The 15,938-nt window shown below is 73.4% G+C and carries 17 protein-coding genes and 1 pseudogene; 9 read left to right on the forward strand and 9 right to left on the reverse strand.

What is annotated here, in order from left to right:
- Positions 1–247: 247 nt before the first annotated feature.
- From prfB to Q1V71_RS20045, 4 genes and pseudogenes are all read right to left on the reverse strand, one after another.
- On the reverse strand, positions 248–1,369 hold the full coding sequence (gene prfB, locus Q1V71_RS10215; protein ID WP_300643488.1) for a peptide chain release factor 2: 1,122 nt from the start codon (positions 1,367–1,369) through the stop codon (positions 248–250).
- Between the two features lie 34 nt (positions 1,370–1,403).
- Positions 1,404–1,847, reverse strand: a complete 444-nt coding sequence (locus tag Q1V71_RS10220) for a CAP domain-containing protein (RefSeq protein WP_300643490.1) — start codon at positions 1,845–1,847, stop codon at positions 1,404–1,406.
- A gap of 250 nt (positions 1,848–2,097) precedes the next feature.
- Positions 2,098–3,432: a cation:proton antiporter gene (locus Q1V71_RS10225; RefSeq protein WP_300643492.1), complete on the reverse strand. Its 1,335-nt coding sequence runs from the start codon at positions 3,430–3,432 to the stop codon at positions 2,098–2,100.
- 103 nt (positions 3,433–3,535) lie between these two features.
- A pseudogene (locus Q1V71_RS20045) lies at positions 3,536–3,697 on the reverse strand (DUF4394 domain-containing protein); the annotation flags it as partial.
- Between the two features lie 99 nt (positions 3,698–3,796).
- Between Q1V71_RS20045 and Q1V71_RS10230 the strand changes: the two are divergent.
- Entirely contained in the window at positions 3,797–4,891 is a 1,095-nt protein-coding gene (locus tag Q1V71_RS10230; RefSeq protein WP_300643494.1) for an LLM class flavin-dependent oxidoreductase, read from the forward strand.
- Between the two features lie 108 nt (positions 4,892–4,999).
- Positions 5,000–5,167, forward strand: a complete 168-nt coding sequence (locus Q1V71_RS10235) for a hypothetical protein (protein WP_300643496.1) — start codon at positions 5,000–5,002, stop codon at positions 5,165–5,167.
- A 43-nt stretch (positions 5,168–5,210) separates the two neighbouring features.
- Here the strand turns inward: Q1V71_RS10235 and Q1V71_RS10240 are convergent, their stop codons facing one another.
- On the reverse strand, positions 5,211–6,062 hold the full coding sequence (locus Q1V71_RS10240; protein ID WP_300643498.1) for a hypothetical protein: 852 nt from the start codon (positions 6,060–6,062) through the stop codon (positions 5,211–5,213).
- A 190-nt stretch (positions 6,063–6,252) separates the two neighbouring features.
- On the opposite strand from Q1V71_RS10240, the gene Q1V71_RS10245 reads away from it, so the two are divergent.
- From Q1V71_RS10245 to Q1V71_RS10275, 7 genes are all read left to right on the forward strand, one after another.
- Positions 6,253–7,578, forward strand: coding sequence for a CpaF family protein (locus tag Q1V71_RS10245; RefSeq protein ID WP_300643500.1), 1,326 nt, complete (start codon positions 6,253–6,255; stop codon positions 7,576–7,578).
- Positions 7,578–8,441: a type II secretion system F family protein gene (locus Q1V71_RS10250; RefSeq protein ID WP_300643501.1), complete on the forward strand. Its 864-nt coding sequence runs from the start codon at positions 7,578–7,580 to the stop codon at positions 8,439–8,441. The genes Q1V71_RS10245 and Q1V71_RS10250 overlap by 1 nt, the downstream gene beginning before the upstream one ends.
- Positions 8,438–9,382 carry a type II secretion system F family protein gene (locus tag Q1V71_RS10255; RefSeq protein WP_300643503.1) on the forward strand — a complete coding sequence of 315 codons (945 nt, stop codon included), beginning with the start codon at positions 8,438–8,440 and terminating at the stop codon, positions 9,380–9,382. Before Q1V71_RS10250 ends, Q1V71_RS10255 begins: the two co-directional genes overlap by 4 nt.
- A 40-nt stretch (positions 9,383–9,422) precedes the next feature.
- The gene (locus tag Q1V71_RS10260) at positions 9,423–9,617 is read left to right on the forward strand and encodes a hypothetical protein (RefSeq protein ID WP_300643505.1); all 195 of its coding nucleotides are present in this window, start codon (positions 9,423–9,425) and stop codon (positions 9,615–9,617) included.
- On the forward strand, positions 9,617–10,015 hold the full coding sequence (locus Q1V71_RS10265; RefSeq protein ID WP_300643507.1) for a TadE/TadG family type IV pilus assembly protein: 399 nt from the start codon (positions 9,617–9,619) through the stop codon (positions 10,013–10,015). The genes Q1V71_RS10260 and Q1V71_RS10265 overlap by 1 nt, the downstream gene beginning before the upstream one ends.
- Positions 10,012–10,614 carry a hypothetical protein gene (locus Q1V71_RS10270; protein ID WP_300643509.1) on the forward strand — a complete coding sequence of 201 codons (603 nt, stop codon included), beginning with the start codon at positions 10,012–10,014 and terminating at the stop codon, positions 10,612–10,614. The genes Q1V71_RS10265 and Q1V71_RS10270 overlap by 4 nt, the downstream gene beginning before the upstream one ends.
- Positions 10,615–10,676: 62 nt before the next feature.
- Positions 10,677–11,198, forward strand: coding sequence for a Tad domain-containing protein (locus Q1V71_RS10275; protein WP_300643511.1), 522 nt, complete (start codon positions 10,677–10,679; stop codon positions 11,196–11,198).
- A 68-nt stretch (positions 11,199–11,266) separates the two neighbouring features.
- Here Q1V71_RS10275 and Q1V71_RS10280 read toward each other — a convergent pair whose 3' ends face one another.
- The 4 genes from Q1V71_RS10280 to Q1V71_RS10295 all read right to left on the reverse strand — a co-directional run bounded on the left by Q1V71_RS10280 (position 11,267) and on the right by Q1V71_RS10295 (position 15,916).
- A complete protein-coding gene (locus Q1V71_RS10280; protein ID WP_300643513.1) occupies positions 11,267–12,397 on the reverse strand; it encodes a hypothetical protein in 1,131 nt (376 codons plus the stop codon).
- Positions 12,398–12,592: 195 nt separating this feature from the next.
- Positions 12,593–13,777, reverse strand: a complete 1,185-nt coding sequence (locus tag Q1V71_RS10285) for a zinc-dependent alcohol dehydrogenase (protein ID WP_300643515.1) — start codon at positions 13,775–13,777, stop codon at positions 12,593–12,595.
- Positions 13,774–14,814 carry an SDR family oxidoreductase gene (locus tag Q1V71_RS10290; RefSeq protein ID WP_300643517.1) on the reverse strand — a complete coding sequence of 347 codons (1,041 nt, stop codon included), beginning with the start codon at positions 14,812–14,814 and terminating at the stop codon, positions 13,774–13,776. The genes Q1V71_RS10285 and Q1V71_RS10290 overlap by 4 nt, the downstream gene beginning before the upstream one ends.
- A gap of 163 nt (positions 14,815–14,977) precedes the next feature.
- Positions 14,978–15,916, reverse strand: coding sequence for an oxygenase MpaB family protein (locus Q1V71_RS10295; RefSeq protein ID WP_300643519.1), 939 nt, complete (start codon positions 15,914–15,916; stop codon positions 14,978–14,980).
- Positions 15,917–15,938: the final 22 nt, after the last annotated feature.

A 15,938-nucleotide genomic window follows, 5' to 3' on the forward strand; every position in this document is an offset into this window, starting at 1 on the left:
ACCTCGCAGCAGCAGCCGTCAACCTCCAGCGACTTCACAACAACGCACTGACCACCTGAGCACCGCTCCGGGCACCCCCGTGCCCGCCACGTCCCAACACCCATCAGGCAAAGCCCAACAGCCACCTGCTTGAACCGGAACTCCACACAGAGCGCTGTCACCACCCGGCGCGCGCCCCGCGGGGGTCGCGAGGAGGCGCGCGGGTGCGCCCCACACGCCTGGCCCCCGTCGTACGCCGGGAGCGGGCTCAGCCCTCGGCGCCGGCCTTGTCGGCGCTGCGGCGCCAGCGGATACCGGCCTCGAGGAAGCCCTCGATCTCGCCGTCGAAGATCGGCTGCGGGTTGCCGGACTCGTAGCCGGTGCGCAGGTCCTTGACGATCTGGTAAGGGTTCAGCACGTAGTTGCGCATCTGGTCGCCCCAGCTGGCGGCGACGTCGCCCTTGAGGTCCTTCTTGAGCGCGGCCTCCTCGGCCTTCTTCTTCGCCAGCAGCTTGGCCTTGAGGACGATCATCGCGGCGGCCTTGTTCTGCAGCTGCGACTTCTCGTTCTGGCAGGACACGACGATGCCGGTGGGGATGTGCGTGAGGCGCACTGCGGAGTCGGTGGTGTTGACCGACTGGCCGCCCGGGCCGCCAGAACGGAAGACGTCGGTGCGGACCTCGTTCTCGTCGATCTCGATCTCGTCGGTCTGCTCCAGCTGGGGCACGACCTCGACGGCGGCGAAGGAGGTCTGGCGGCGGCCCTGGTTGTCGAAGGGGCTGATCCGCACGAGGCGGTGGGTGCCGACCTCGACCGAGAGCGTGCCGTAGGCGTAGGGGGCGTGGATCGCGAACTCGGCCGACTTGATGCCGGCCTCCTCGGCGTAGGAGACGTCGTAGACCTCGACGGGGTACTTGTTGCGCTCGGCCCAGCGGGTGTACATCCGCATGAGCATCTCGGCGAAGTCGGCGGCGTCGACGCCACCGGCGCCGGAGCGGATGGTCACGATCGCCTCGCGGGCGTCGTACTCGCCGTTGAGCAGGGTGCGGACCTCCAGGCTCTCGACCGCGGTCCTGATCTTGCCCAGCTCGCGCTCGGCCTCGGCCAGCGAGTCGGCGTCGCCCTCCTCGGTGCCGAGCTCGACGAGGATGCCGAGGTCCTCGATCCGACCGGAGAGCGCCTCGAAGCGCTCGACCTGGCCCTGGAGGTCGGAGAGCCGGCCGGTCACGCGAGTGGCGTTGGCCTGGTCGTCCCAGAGGTCGGGCGCGGCGACCTGCTCGCCGAGGTCGGTGATCTCGGCCTTCATCGCGTCCAGGTCGAGCACCTGCTCGATGGTGCGCATGGTCGCCTGGAGCTGCTTGATCTCGACGTCGTAATCGGGGCCTGCCACAAGCAGGCAGCCTACGACCCCGCGCCGCGGAGCCCTACTTGCGGCCGAACACCTGCGCGACGTACCAGACGCCCTCGTCGCTCTTGCGCGCCCCAACCCCGAGCTGGCGGTACCCGGGCGTGAGGATGTTGGCACGGTGGCCGGGTGAGTCCATCCAGGCCTTGATCAGGGTGCCGGCCTTGGTGAACCCGTAGGCGACGTTCTCCCCGACCATGGTGAGGCCGCACTTGTCCGTGATGGGGCCGAGGTCCTGGTGGAACATCTCGCCCTCGGTCGCCATCTTCTTGGCCTGGCGGTTGGCGAACCGGTCGATGCAGCCCTTCTTGCGCAGCTTCCCTAGGTCGTGGTCGACGCGGACCGTGTTCGTCGCCGCATGGACCGCTGACTCGAAGTCCGCGGCGGTGCGTGCAGCTGCGCCCGGCGCAGGAGCGAGCAGTGCCGTGAAGGCGAGAAGCAGGGACACCGAGACGAGACGCACGTCACCACGGTAGGTCACCGTCCGCGATCGCGCAGGTCCTCCGGCTCCCTGCGGCCAGGGACAGCACCCGGACTTCGTGGGTCGCCTTCCTGGACCCCGATGGAGCCTTGGCCGGCGTCCTGGCCCCCGCCGGTGGCCGGTCCGTCGTCGGTGACCTGGCCGGGGGTGATTCCCTTGCCGGCAGCGCCGCTCTGCTCCTGCCGGGCTTCGCGGACGTCTCGTGCGGACCCGCGGCCTTGAAGAACCTCCCCTACTCCGCACCCTGGCCGTTGTCACCGGGGTCGGCACCTGTCGGCCCGGCTCGAAGGCACTCCAGCCGCGCCATCACCGGTCCGGCAAGCGCGCCGTGCACGACGACGGAGAGCACGATGGTGAACCCGACCGTCGACCAGAGCCAGTCGTCCTGGAACGCCTCGACCTCGCCGCCGGCGTAGGCCAGGTAGTAGACCGACCCGACGCCGCGGACCCCGAAGAACGCCGTGGCGATCCGCTCCCCCGGCAGCAACCGGCCGGGTTCCTCCCCGGCCGGTCGCACGCTGAGCGCCAGCCACGCCGCCGTCGGACGCAGCACCGCGATCAGGGCCACCCCTACCAGGACGCCGCGCCAGTCCAGGGCCTCGAGCAGTCCGCGCGTGAGCGCGATGCCGAGCACCAGCAGCACGAAGAGGGTCAGCAGCCGCTCCAGCCGCTCCACGACCTCGTGCATGTCGCGGTGGTAGGAGTGCCGCCGCTCCGCGGCCCGGATCGTCATGGCGCAGACGAAGACGGAAAGGAACCCGTAGCCCTGGGCGACCTCCCCGACGCCGTACGCCGTCACCAGGGCCGCCACCGCCAGCAGGGGTTCCCCGCGGTCGGCCACGCGCAGCGCGGGGTTGTCGGAGCGGAACGCGACGCGGGCCAGCAGCGCGCCGACCGCGATGCCCGCGGCGACACCGATGACGACCTTGGCGAGCAGCTCCCAGGCGACCCAGCGGGCACCCCAGTCCACGGCGCTGCCGCCGGCGAGCAGGATCGCGGCGTACACGAACGGGAACGCCAGGCCGTCGTTGAGGCCGGCCTCGGAGGTCAGGGCGAACCGCACCTCGTCGCTCTCGGTCTCGGCCTCGGTGTCCTCCTCGTCCTCGGTGACGCTGGGGCCGCCGACCTGGACGTCGGAGGCGAGCACGGGGTCGGTGGGAGCCAGCACGGCACCGAGCAGCAGCGCCACGGCCGGGGCTGCGCCGAGGGCCCAGCCGAGCAGTGCCACGGTGGTGATCGAGAGCGGCATGGCGACCCCGAGCAGCCGCCACGTCGGTGACCAGGCTCGCCAGGAGCTCCGACGGCGCAGCGACAGCGGCCGGTCGATCGCCAGTCCCACGCCCATCAGGGCGACGATCACCGTCAGCTCGGTGACGTGCTCGATCGCGGCGCGGTTGTCCTGCGGGTCGAGGGGCAGCCCGTCGGGCAGCGGGGTCAGGCCGAGCAGCATCCCCAGCCCGATGAGCAGCATCGGCGAGGTGACGGGCGCGCGGTGCAGCACCGCCGGCAGCACGACGGCGAGGATGAGGCTCAGGCCTGCGACGAGGTAAACGAGGTCTGCTGCCATGACCGGGCCAGGCTCTCCCATCCGGCTCGTCGGCCGCTTCACCCCGCCGCCCGAGCCGGTGCCGGCTCCAGGGGGTCGGGCTGGAGGGTCGCTGCGTGGGCGAGGCCCCGTCGACCTCGCTGTTGAGGGGCGCGTCCTCGGTCGTCGTACCGGTGGCGAAGGCGTAGCGCAGGTTCTGGCCGCGGTCGCCGACGATCCGCAGCGCGTCGGCTGCGGCGTCGACGTCCACACCGAAGCTGTTGCCCTCGAGCAGGGTCGTGGGCCGCCCCGCGAGGGAGACCGAGCGGTCGCTGGTGTCGAACTATGTGGTTCGACAGAGCCCTGGCCGCGGAACACCGACCAGCCCCGCCTGGTTGTGGCGGGCATGGCCACGACTCCCCCGACGCCCGTCGACCCGCCCTTCGACCCCGCCGTGCTGGGCACGCCCGAGCACCCGACGTTCGGCCTGGACACCTTCGGCGACACCGGCATGACCGCCGACGGCGGCTGGCGCTCGCAGGCCGAGGCGTTGCGCGAGGTCGTCGCCGAGGGCGTGCTGGCCGACCAGGTCGGGGTGGACTACCTCGGTCTCGGGGAGCACCACCGCGAGGACTACGCCGTCAGTGCGCCCGACGTGGTGCTCGCCGCGATCGCCGGGCAGACCGAGCGGATCCGGCTCGGCACCGGCGTGACCGTGCTCTCCTCCGACGACCCGATCCGGGTCTTCCAGCGCTTCTCCACCCTCGCGGCACTCAGCCACGGCCGCGCCGAGGCGCAGCTGGGCCGCGGCTCGTTCACCGAGTCCTTCCCGCTCTTCGGCCACGAGCTGTCGGACTACGAGGTGCTGTTCCACGAGAAGCTCGACCTCTTCGCCCACCTGCAGCAGGAGCAGCCGCTGACCTGGCGCGGCAGCATCCGCCCGCCCCTGGAGCAGCAGGAGGTCTTCCCCCGCACAGAGGCTGGGCTGCCGGCGTGGATCGCGGTGGGCGGCACGCCCCAGTCGGTGATCCGCGCGGCGGCGTACGGCTTCCCGCTGGTGCTGGCCGTCATCGGCGGCTCCCCCGCGGGCTTCGTGCAGTTCGCCGACCTCTACCGGCGCGCGCTGGAGGAGTACGGCCGGCCGCTGCTGCCCATCGGGATGCACTCCCCCGGCCACGTCGCCGCGACCGACGAGCTGGCGCGCGAGCAGATGTTCCCGCACCAGGCCGAGGCGTTCGGGAGGATCGGTCGCGAGCGCGGCTGGGGCCCCTACTCCCGCACGACCTTCGACCAGGGCGCCTCGCCCGAGGGCTCGATCTTCGTCGGCTCTCCCGAGACCGTGGCGCAGAAGATCGCCTGGGCGGTGCGCTCGCTGGGCCTCTCGCGCTTCCAGCTGAAGTACGCCGTCGGCTCGCTGCCCCACGAGCAGCGGATGGAGTCGATCCGGCTCTACGGCACCGAGGTCATCCCGCGCGTGCGGGAGCTGCTGGCCGCGGGCTGAGGCCCTGGCCCCTCCCACTCACCTCGGCCACCCGGCAGGCATGAACCGGGCAGTAGTGGGCAGCATGGCCCCCGGACGACACGGCCCCGTGTTCCAGCAGGAGGGATCATGACGACGACGGCGCGCGTGCTGGTCGTGGCCCTAGGGGCGGTCCTCGTGGCGTGGACGCTGCTCGACCTGAGGCGCGCGACCTCGACGAGCGCACGGGTGCGTGCGGTCCTGCCCCCGGTCGTCGGCGTCCTGGGCGGCCTCCTCGCGGCGATGACGCTCGACTAGCGCCGGACCGGGCACGGCCGGGCGATCCGGTAACGCGTCACGCTCACCCCTCGAGCTCGCCAGCCTGCTCCTCGGAGATCACCTCGACGAAGAAGTTGTATCCCCATTCCGAGCCCGGCACCGGGTCTCCTGCTAGCACGCCCTGCCGGGGGATGTCACGGGGCTGGGGCCGGGAACCGACCACGAGCACGTTCCACTTCTGACCTACCTGGTCCTCGGTCGGCGTCAGGGTGAGCGCGGGCTCTGCCGCCCCCTCGGTCCAGGGCAACGGGTAGTCCTCGTCCTCGTAGTAGCCCCCGAAGGTCCCGTCGGCGGCGATCCAGCGGTCGATGCCCTTCGCGAACTGCACGCCAGCGCCCCACGCCCCCTCGAAGGTCACCGTGTGGGTGCGCCCGGCCACGAGGTAGCTGGTCCCTGCGGCGTCGACGCTGTCGATGACGGCTCGGTCGGGGTGCTGCACTGGGATCGGGATGGTGTACCTCCGAGGCTCCGTGGAGCGAACCAGCTTCTTCCGCTTGAACTCGTGGACCACGAAGCGGTAGGTCCGTCCCTCCACCCACCCGAAGGTGCTGCGTGGCAGGATCGCGACGACGCCGTCGACCGGGGCCGTCTGCCTCTCACCGCCGCCGGTGACGACGGTCTTGTAGGTGTGGCCAGGACGGGTGCCCTCGACGAAGAAGAACACCACCGACCAGCCCCACAGGTACCCGGCACCTCCGCACTCGCAGGAGACACCCGGTGCGCTGATGCTGAGCGCCTTGCCCCGCTCGAGCGCTGACCGGCTGGGCTCCTCGGCGACCGACGGGACGGTCGCCGACGCCGCGGGGACAGTGAGGCCGGTGGCCAGCAGGCTGGCGGCGAGGCCGAGCAGCAGGATGCGGAGCGTGGGACGCATTGATTCTCCTGACGTGGGGGGCCGCCAGCGTCGCGGAACCCAAGGCCTGGCGGCGCCCTTCCGGCGGATCCCGGACAACCCCGAACACGAACGAGCCGGTTATCCACAGATTGAGCCCGGCCCGCCCTGGGTAGACCTGCGAGCACCTAGCCTCGACGGCACCTTCATCCATCTCGGGAACGGAGCGGCCATGGCAGTGAGCCCTGCCTCGGCGTACGCCGGTCGGCGCAGCGATGCGCGCGACGACCGCCGCGGCGCCGCCCCCGCCAGCGGCACCCACTCGACCCACGACGCGCTGGTCGAGGGGCTCGACCAGGAGCTCCGGGCCCTGGTGCGCGCCGAGGGCGTGGACCCCCAGCGCGACGCCGACGTCGTGCGCCGGCTCGCCGAGGGTGTCGTGCGCCGCCACGACGACCGCAGCCTCACCGGCGCCGTCGCCCCGCTGGCCGACCCCGGCGCGATGGTCGGTGAGCTGCTCGCCCGGGTCAGCGGCTTCGGCCCGCTCCAGCCGCTCCTCGAGGACCCCACCGTCGAGGAGATCTGGATCAACGACCCCTCCCGGGTCTTCGTCGCGCGCCGCGGCCGGCACGAGCTCACCAACCTCGTGCTCACCCGCGCCCAGGTCGACGAGCTCGTCGAGCGGATGCTCAAGTCGAGCGGCCGCCGCATCGACCTGTCCCGCCCCTTCGTCGACGCCATGCTCCCCGAGGGCCACCGGCTGCACGTGGTGCTCGAAGGCATCTCGCGCGGTTTCTCGGCGGTCAACATCCGGAAGTTCGTGCTGCGCGCAGCGCGGCTGTCCGACCTCGTCGAGCTGGGCAGCCTCACGCCCCAGGCCGCCGCCTTCCTGGAGGGTTCCGTGCGCGCCGGGCTCAACATCCTGGTCACCGGAGGAACCCAGGCCGGCAAGACCACCATGCTCAACTGCCTCGCTGCGGCCGTCCCGGGCGGCGAGCGCGTGGTCAGCGCCGAGGAGGTCTACGAGCTCCGCTTCCCGCACCCGGACCACGTGGCGCTCCAGACCCGGCAGTCAGGCCTCGAGGGCACCGGCGAGATCCGGTTGCGCGACCTGGTCAAGGAGAGCCTGCGCATGCGGCCCTCGCGCATCATCGTCGGCGAGGTGCGCGCCGAGGAGTGCCTCGACCTGGTCCTCGCGCTCAACGCCGGCCTCCCGGGCATGTGCACGCTGCACGCCAACTCCGCGCGCGAGGCGCTGGTGAAGATGTGTCTCCTGCCGCTGCTGGCCGGCGAGAACATCTCCGACCGATTCGTCGTGCCCACCGTCGCCAGCTCCGTCGACCTCGTCGTGCACCTCGGCCTCGACCCGCGCGGTCACCGGCAGGTCCAGGAGATCGTGGCCGTGCCCGGCCGGGTCGAGGGCGGTGTCATCGAGTCCGAGCCGGTCTTCGTGCGACGCGACGGCGAGCTGCGCCGCGCCCACGGCAGCCCGCCTCGACCGGAGCGCTTCGAGCGGGTCGGCCTCGACCTCCGGCTGCTCCTCGGGGAGGCCGGCTGATGGGTGCGCTGGTCGGGCTCGGCGTGGGGGTCGGGCTGCTGCTGGTCTGGTCGGCCTTCGCCGTACCCCGGGCGACGCGCTCCGGCGACGCCGAGGCCCCGCGGTCGGGACGCTGGCAGCGCACGCTGGCCGCCGCCGGGCTCGGCGGCGTGACGCCCGGCGCCCTGGCCGCCCTCTGCGCGATCAGCGGCACCTCGGCGGCGCTCGTCGTCCAGGTCGCCTCCCGCACCCCCACGGTCGCGATCGCCTTCGGGCTGATCGCCGCCTACCTCCCGGTCGCGGTCGTGCGCGGTCGCGCCGTACGCCGCCAGCGCGAGCTCGCCGAGGTCTGGCCCGACGCCGTGGACAACCTCGCCTCGGCCGTCCGCGCGGGCATGTCGCTGCCGGACGCGCTCGCCGCGCTCGGCGAGCGCGGCCCGGTCCCGCTGCGGGACGCCTTCACCGCCTTCGGGCTGGACTACCAGGTGAGCGGGCGCTTCGGCGACTGCCTCGACCGGCTCAAGGTCCGGCTGGCCGACCCGGTCGGCGACCGGGTGTGCGAGAGCCTCCGGGTGGCCCGCGACGTCGGTGGCGGTGACCTCGGCCGGCTGCTGCGCAACCTCTCGGGCTACCTCCGCGACGACGCCCGCACCCGCTCGGAGCTGGAGTCGCGGCAGGCCTGGACCGTCAACGGGGCCCGGCTCGCCGTGGCCGCACCGTGGCTGGTCCTGCTGCTGATGTCCTTCCAGACGGAGGTGATCCGCCGCTACGCCTCGGGCGCCGGGGTCGTCGTCCTCGCCGTCGGTGCCGCGCTCTGCCTGGTCGCCTACCGGTTGATGATGCGCCTGGGCCGGCTCCCCGTCGAGCAGAGGATCCTCTCGTGACCCCCGCGTGGTGGGGCGCTCTGCTCGGTGCCGCCGCCGGCGCCGGGCTGCTCCTCGTCGTGGCGCGGCTGCGGGTGATGGGTCGCGCCCAGCTCTCCGACCGGGTGCTGCCCTACGTCCGCGACCTGCCGCAGGTGGGCTCCCGGCCGACCCCTCGTCGGACCGACGGCTCACCGCTCCTCGGCGCAGCCGTCGCCGTCTACGGCCCCGTGCTCCGGACCCTCGCCGACAGCGTGGAGCGGGTCCTCGGCGGGGCGACCTCGGTGCGGCGGCGCATCGAGCGCGCTGGTCTCGACCTGACCGTCCAGGACTTCCGGGTCCAGCAGGTCGTCTGGGGGCTCGTCGGCCTCGGCACCACCGCGGCCTGGGGGCTGCTGCGCACCCTGGGCGGCAACGGCGGGGTCCTCGGTCACGCCCTCGTCTCGCTCGTCGCCTTCGCCTTCGGGGTGCTGGCCCGCGACACCCACCTGACCTCCCAGGTGCGCACCCGCGAGCGCCGGATCGTCGCGGAGTTCCCCACCATCGCCGAGCTCCTCGCCCTCTCGGTGGCCGCGGGCGAGAGCCCGGTCGGCGCCCTCGACCGGGTCGTCCAACGCTCGCGCGGCGAGCTGAGCCGCGACCTCGGCGCCGTGCTCGCCGCGATCCGCACCGGCGAGCCGGTCGGCGCCGCCTTCGACCGGCTCGCTGCCACCACCGGCGTCCCCGTCGTCGCCCGCTTCGCCCAGGGCGTCGCGGTCGCCGTCGAGCGGGGTACGCCGCTGGCCGACGTCCTCCACGCGCAGGCCGCGGACGTCCGCGAGGCCGGACGCCGGGAGCTGATCGAGACCGCCGCCCGGCGCGAGGTGCTGATGATGGTGCCCGTCGTCTTCCTCGTGCTGCCGGTGACCGTGCTCTTCGCCTTCTGGCCCGGCCTGGTCGGGCTCAGCCTCACCGCCCCCTGACTCACCCCCTCCTGCTCACGCCCTCTCGGAAGGAAGTCCCATGACCCACCTGCAGCTCTTGGTGCTGACGTTGGTCGGCGCCCTGCCCTCCGCCCGGTCCCGTGACGACCGCGGCGACGTGCCGGGCTGGGTGCTCGTGACCGTCATGACGGCCGGGCTGGTCGCGGCACTCACCACCGTCGCCCAGGACGAGCTGGCCTCCCTGCTGCGCCGGGCGCTCAACCAGGTCCAGTAGTGCCCGGCACCCGACGCCGCACCCGGTCCGAGGGCGGCGCCGCCGTCGTCGACTTCGTGCTGGTCGTCGTGGTGCTGGTGCCGCTCGTCCTCGGCGTCATGCAGGTCTCGCTGGTCCTGCTGGTGCGCAACACGCTCACCGCCGCGGCCTCCGACGGAGCGCGGTACGCCGCCACGGTCGGCCGCGGTCCTGCCGACGGTGTCGCCCGCACCCGCGAGCAGATCGCCGGGGCACTTGCGGCCCGGTTCGCCGAGGACGTCGACGCCCGGGTCGTCAGCATCGACGGCGCACCCACGGTCGTCGTGACGGTCCGCGCCTCCGTGCCCGCCCTCGGGCTCGGAGGTCCCGGCGTCGACCTGCAGGTCGACGGGCACGCCGTGCAGGAGGTCCAGCCGTGAGCCACGCCTGGTTCCCGGGTCGCAGGCGTGCCCGACGTACGGCGACTGAGGGACGCCCGGGACACGCAGGACGTCGGGCGCGCACGGGGGTCGCGACCACGGCGGGCAGCCACGACGCAGCCGGGAGGTCGGGAGGCCACCTCCGGGCCGTCCCTGCGGGGCGGCGCAGCGACGAGCAGGGCAGCGCGCTCATCGAGGTGGTGTGGCTCGGCGTCCTCCTGCTGCTGCCGATGCTGTGGATCGTGCTGAGCGTCTTCGAGGTGCAGCGCGGTGCCTTCTCGGTCGAGGCCGCAGCCCGCTCGGCTGCCCGCGCGTACGCCCTGGCCGGCGAGGACGCGTTGGGCCGCTCCCGGGCCGAGGCGGCGGCCCGCCAGGCGCTGGCCGACCAGGGCCTCGAGGACGCGCCGCTGGACGTCCGGGTCAGCTGCACCACGCCGCCCGCCTGCCACAGCGGCACCTCGGTGATCACCGTGGTAGTCGGCACCCAGGTGGATCTCCCGCTGCTGCCCGACGTGCTGGGGGCCGGGCAGCCGACGTTCGCCCTCGACGCGACGCACACCGTGCCGATCGGGCGGTTCCAGGAGGTGGAGGCACCGTGACCGCCGCCGGCCCCCGGGGTCGAGACCTGGGTCGAGGCCGGAGTCGAGGTGCGGGTCGAGGCATGAGCACGCGCAGGAGCGCGTCGTGGGGCCTCGACCCACACCTCGACCCACACCTCGAGCCGCACCTCGACCCAGCCGCCCGTCGACGCACCGACCGCGGCTCGGTAACACCGCTGATCGTCGGGTTCGCCGTGGTGCTCGCGCTCGGGATCGCGCTGGTGACCGATGCGACCGCGGCGTACCTGCAGCGATCGGGCCTGAGCACCCTGGCCGACGGCGCCGCCTTGTCGGGAGCCGACGCGGGCGCCAGCGGGCGCAGCACCTACACCCAGGGCGTGCCGGCCGACGAGTTGCCCGTGGACCTGGCGGCGGCACGCGCCGGGGTGGCGGACTACCTGCGGCAGGTGCGCGCGTTCGAGGAGTACCCCGGGCTGCGCTGGTCGGTGCGGGTCGATGCCGCGACCAGCAGTGTCTACGTCCGCCTCACCGCCCCGCTCGACCTGCCGCTCGCGATCCCGGGCGGCCCCGAGGAGGCGCTGGTCAGCGCGGAGGGCGAGGGCTCGACCTCCGTGGACGACTGAGCCCGGCCCGGCACGAGCTGGAGGTCCTGTCCGGCACCTGGTGCCGGACAGGACCTCCAGCCCGAGGGTCAGCGACCCTCCGGGACCTCGAAGGCCTGGGGTCGACCTCTGCCCAGCGTCCAGGCCAGGACGCCGTCGTCGGCTGCCACGGAGTAGAGCGTCGCGCCGTCTGGGGCGAAGGCCAGGGCCCCGGGCTCGTCGAGGTGACCGACCAGCTCGGTCACCTCCGCGCCGCCCAGGTCGGCCGCCCCGCCGCCGACGGTCCACAGCCGGACCACGGTCGTGTCGAGCGCGGTGAGCGCGAGGGTCGTGGAGTCGGGCGAGAACGCGAGGTCGTGCAGGCGGACCCCCGGCAGCCGCGCGACCTCGGTGCCGTCCGCGGCGTCCCAGACGACCGGCACGCCGTCGTCGCCCGCCCCGGCCAGCCGGCGACCGTCGGGGCTCCACGCCACCGCCGGGGAGAGACCGTTACCCAGCTCGAGGACCTCCTCGGCGGCCAGGTCGTGCACCTCGACCGGACCGCCGCCGGCGGTGGCCAGCCGGGTGCCGTCGGGGCTGAAGGCCAGCTCCTCGGGCGCGTACGACGCCGTCATGCTCGCCACGACCTCGCCCTCCTCCACCGACCAGACCAGCACCTCGGCGCCGGGGCCGGCCGCGGCGACCCGGCTGCCGTCGGGGCTGAACGCGACCGCGGTCACCGGCGACGCGTCCGTGACCTCGGCGTCCTCGAGCCCCTCGAGGGTCTGTTCGGGGCCCTCGGCCTCCAGCGGCTGGAGCACCACGGTGCCGCCGCTCACGGTGGCGACCCGCGACCAGTCCGGTGCCACGGCGACCTGGTTGCGGTCGGGGACCAGGGTCAGGGCCCCGGTCGAGGCGTCCCAGGTGCAGATGCCGTTCCAGCAGTCGGCGAGCACCCGCTCGCCGTCGGGGCTCACCGACAGCTGGTCGTCGAGCACCAGCTGGAAGGGCACGTCCTCGGCGCCGGTCCCGGTCGCCGAGCCGGTCCCGGTCGGGCCGGCCGGCTCCTCGGGGGCCTCGGAGCACCCGGCCAGCAGGCCGACCAGGAGTCCGGCGGCCACGGCACGTGGCAGCCGGGGGCGCGCCGGGGCGACACGCCGCGGAGGGGCCGCCCGCGACACGCAGCAGAGTGCTGCGGCGGCGGAGCGCATGTCGGCCGGGGACACGTGCATCTCGCTCATCGGGTCCTCCGGGGTGGGGTCGCCAGTCTGGCCGCACCCGCGGTCTACCACCGGACCCCGGTCCTCAACCGTCGACGAGCCGTGCGCGACGGCCCCGGGGTCGAGGTGCGGGTCGAGGCCCGTGGACGCGTCGGCGCGCGTCGTGGCACCACGACCCCCACCTCGACGCCACGCGCCGGTGCCCCTCTGCGGGGATCAGGGGGTGAAGACGACCTTGACCATGCCCTCCTCCTTGGCCCGGAAGTGGGCGTAGGCCTCCGGTGCCTCGTCGAGGGGCATGCGGTGCGTCGCGAACCCCTCGGTGCCCAGCGGGTCCTCGTCGTCGAGGAGCAGCGGCAGGATGTCGTCGGTCCAGCGGCGTACGTTGGCCTGGCCCATCCGCAGCTGGATCTGCTTGTCGAACATCGTCATCATCGGCATCGGGTCCAGCTGCCCGCCGTAGACGCCGGAGACCGACACGGTGCCGCCGCGGCGTACGGCGTCGATGGCCGTGTGCAGGGCGTCAAGGCGCTCGATGCCGGCGTTCTTCATCAGCGGCTTGGCCAGCGCGTCGGGCAGTAGGCCGACCATCTTGGCGGCGGTCTCGGCGACGGGGTTTCCGTGCGCCTCCATGCCGACCGCCTCGAGCACGGAGTCGGGGCCGCGGCCGCCGGTGGTGCGCGAGCGGACCTCCTCCCCGACCGAGTCGACCTCGTCGAGGTTGATCGTCTCGGCTCCGCGGGCGGCCACACGGGCCAGCCGCTCGGGCACCCGGTCGACCACGATCACCCGGTGGCCGCGGTGCATCGCGATCCGCGCGGCCATGTCGCCGATAGGTCCGGCGCCGATGACCAGCAGCGTGCCGTCCTTCGGCAGGTCGGCGTACTCGACGCCCTGCCAGGCGGTCGGCAGCACGTCGGAGAGGTAGACGAACCGGTCGTCGGAGGGCCCCTCGGGCACCTTGACCGGCAGGAAGTCGGCGAACTGCACGCGGAGGTACTCCGCCTGCCCGCCCGGCACCGCGCCGTAGAGGCTGGAGTAGCCGAGCAGCTTGGCGCCGGTGCCCTGGTCGCGGTTCTGCGTGGTCTCGCACTGGCTGTAGAGCTGCTGGTCGCACATCCAGCACGAGCCGCAGGAGATGTTGAAGGGCACGACGACCCGGTCGCCGGGCTTGAGGTTCGTGACCGCGCTGCCGACCTCCTCCACGATGCCCATCGGCTCGTGGCCGATGATGTCGCCGGGCGTCATGAACGGCGCGAGCGGCTCGTAGAGGTGCAGGTCCGAGCCGCACAGGCCGGTGGTGGTCACCTTGATGATCGCGTCGGTCGGCTCCTCGATCCGGGGGTCGGGCACCTCCTCGACCGAGACCTTCCGGGGACCCTGCCAGGTGACTGCCTTCATGTCGTGCTCCTCTCGCTCGTGCTCGTGCGCGCCACCACCGGGTCGGTGGCGGAGCGGGGGTGCGGGACGTGCTCGTCGGGGGTCGTGGCGGCCGGCGCGGCTCCGGCGAACCGGCGGCGCAGGTTGGCCAGGACGCCGGCCACGGTCGGTCCAGCGGTCCCGCGCAGGGCGTTGCCCGCGGCGCGCGGCTCCAGGACGTTGCCCGTCGTCGGGCCGGTGGGCCGGGTCAGGTCGGTGGCGATGACGCCGAAAAGCGGCCCGACCAGCCGGTCGTAGATCCAGGGCAGCGCGGTGGCGCCGAACCGGATCAGCTCGTTGGCCGGGTTCAGCTGGGCGGGCAGCCAGGCGCGGTGGGCGCGGCGCAGCAGCTGGCGGGCGGTCAGCTCCGGGGAGAAGACCGGCGGCGGGGGCCGGCCGACGAACCCGGCGTACGACGCGGCCTGCTGGTAGATCGGGGTGTCGACGCCCCCGGGCGCGGCGTAGGCGATCCGGACGCCGGGCAGGTCGCGGTTCTCGATGCGCAGGTGGGCGGCCAGGGCGCGCACGCCGTGCTTGGAGACCGCGTACGCCGCCATACCGGGCACCCGGATGTGGCCGATGACCGAGCCGACCAGGACCAGCGACCCGTGCTCCTGGCGCCGCAGCACCGGGACGACGTGACGGGCGAGGTTGGCCGAGCCGAGCAGGTTGGTGCGCAGGACCCCGTCGAAGACCTCGGCCGGCACCTGGTCGATCCGGCCGTAGGCGACGACGCCGGCGGCGTGCACCGCAAGGTCGATCCGGCCGTGCCGACGTACGACGGACTCGACCATCGCCCGGACCGCCTCGTCGTCGCCGACGTCGAGGGCATGCACGGTCACCGACCCGGCACCGTGCAAGCGGCACTCGGTCGCGACCTGCTGCAGGGTCTTCTCCGACCGGGCCACCAGGACCAGGTCGTCACCGCGCTCCGCCGCGGCCAGGGCGGTGGCGCGGCCGATGCCGCTGGAGGCACCGGTCACGAGGACGGCGGCAGGGCGGGGAGTCGGCGGAGGCATGGGGACCCGGTGCCCGGGGCTCCCGGACCGACCCCCACCTGTCGGGGGGAGGCGGCGCCCGATGCTCGAGGCAGCGCCGAGTCAGGCTCGAACCAGCGCCGAGTCAGGCTCCAACCGGCGCCGAGTCACGCTCGAACCGGCGCCGAGTCACCGGGTGGCGGCCTCAGGCGGGGGTGGCGTCGGTGGCATCGTGACGGACGGGGCAGCCGGCGACGCCGGGGACGGGGAAGGTGCCGAGCTGGGTGACGTCGTGGCCGTCGGGGTAGGAGCGGACCCAGCGCAGGTCGGCGACACCCTGCACGGTCATCCGGGCGGGGAAGACCCGCAGCATCCGGCCGCGGGCACGCAGCGCGCCACGCATCAGCTTCTCGACCCGCGGCGGGGGCGCGGCGTACCCCAGGGCCTCGCGCAGCGGCGCGTCCATGAGGGCGCGGGAGAAGATGTCGACGGCCGGACCGGCGACCTTGGGGTACCACGTCAGCATCAGCCCGAGGGTGGAGTCGGCCACCCGGCGCGAGCCCTCGTCGTACGCGAAGTGGGCGCGCTCGTAGGAGTCCATGAGGTGCGCGAACGCGTCGTAGGTCTCGGGGATGTCGGGGATGCCCATGTGCCTGCCGAGGGCGCGGTAGTAGTTCACCGAGGCGCGCAGCTCGGTCTCGGTGAAGGGCCGCTTGCCGTAGGCGTCGAGCCAACGCTTGGGCACCACCACAAAGGTCGAGAGCACGTACCGCATCTCGTGGTCGGGGATGTCGTAGGCGCGGTGCATCTGGTTGATCCGGCGGATCGCGGCCCGCGCCTCGGGGTCCTCGAACCCCTTCTCGGCGGGCACCTCGAGGAGCAGCGCGGTGTCGTCGTACCTCTTCTGGACCGCGCCGGTGAACTGGCCGGTCGCGTCAAGCAGCGCGCCGATGCCGGGCACGGCGTAGGTGCGGAAGAGCGCGAAGGAGAGCGCCTGGTTCATGTCCCAGGGGAACTCGTGGGCCACCGCGTTGCGGTAGATCTCGCGGTAGTCGGTCTCGGGGTCGAGCCGCTCGTTGGCCTTCCGCCAGTGGTCCCGCGGCACGCCGCCGAACGTCTTGCCCCGCACTCGGAACTCGCGCATGGACGACAAACTAGAGCAACCG

Source organism: Nocardioides sp. (assembly GCF_030149505.1).
In the GTDB taxonomy this organism is placed as follows: domain Bacteria; phylum Actinomycetota; class Actinomycetes; order Propionibacteriales; family Nocardioidaceae; genus Nocardioides.